General features: G+C 71.2%; 1 protein-coding gene. It reads right to left on the bottom strand.

Going from position 1 to position 864, the window contains the following annotated elements:
* The coding region (locus GGG17_RS15885) for an IS110 family transposase (RefSeq protein WP_154594673.1) at positions 1-864 on the bottom strand (864 nt) is incomplete at both ends.

The raw sequence follows: 864 nt of genomic DNA, 5'->3' as shown, positions 1-864 counted from the left end.
CTGGGTGCGGGGATCCCAGCGCAGCCGGCACAGCACGATCCGGTAGAGCGCGGCGTTGGCTTGTCGGTCACCGCCTCGGTTGAGCCGGTGTCGGTGGGTCTTGCCCGAAGAGGCTGGGATCGGAGCCACTCCGCATAGCATCGCGAAGGCGGCCTCGGAGTAGATCCGGTCGGCGTTCTCGCCGGCGGTGACCAGGAGCTGTCCTGCGACGTCTGCGCCGACACCGTTGAGTGCGAGCAGGTCGGGGTTGATGGCAGCGACCAGCGGCTCGATGAGCGCGTCGAGTTCGGTGATCTCCTCCCTGAGTGCGGCGTGCCGGCGGGCCAGACTGCGCAGCGCGATCTTGGTCGCCTGCTCGGGCTCGTCCGCGCGGGCGGTGTCGGGGCGTAGGCCGGCGCAGGTGTCGAGCAGCTCCTGCTTGGGCAGGCCGCGCAGGCGTGCGCGCAGTCCGTCGGGTGCGGTCACGATCAGCGTCTTGATCCGACGTACGCAGTCCGCACGCTGATCCACCGCACTGCGCCGGGCCACCCTCAGGTTCCGCAAGGCTTCCACCCGGCCGGTGCGCACCTTCGGGACCCCGGTCCGGACCCGAGCCACAGCGGCCCGGGCAGCGGCTTCGGCATCGATCGGGTCGGACTTGCCCGCGCTGCGGCGGGTCTTGCGGTCGGGCCGGTCGATCTCGAGCATCGCCACGTGCTGGTCATGCAGGTGGCGCGCCAGGCCGGCACCATAGGCGCCGGTGCCCTCGATGCCGACGACCAGCAGTAGCCCGAACGAGCGCAGCCAGTCCAGCAAGTCGAGGTAGCCACGCCGCGAGGCCGGGAACTGACGATGCCCCAGGAGCCGGCCGGCGGTGTCGATCAC

It is taken from the genome of Arsenicicoccus cauae, from assembly GCF_009707125.1.
GTDB lineage: Bacteria > Actinomycetota > Actinomycetes > Actinomycetales > Dermatophilaceae > Arsenicicoccus > Arsenicicoccus cauae.
This window is presented reverse-complemented; position numbering and strand designations above follow the sequence as displayed.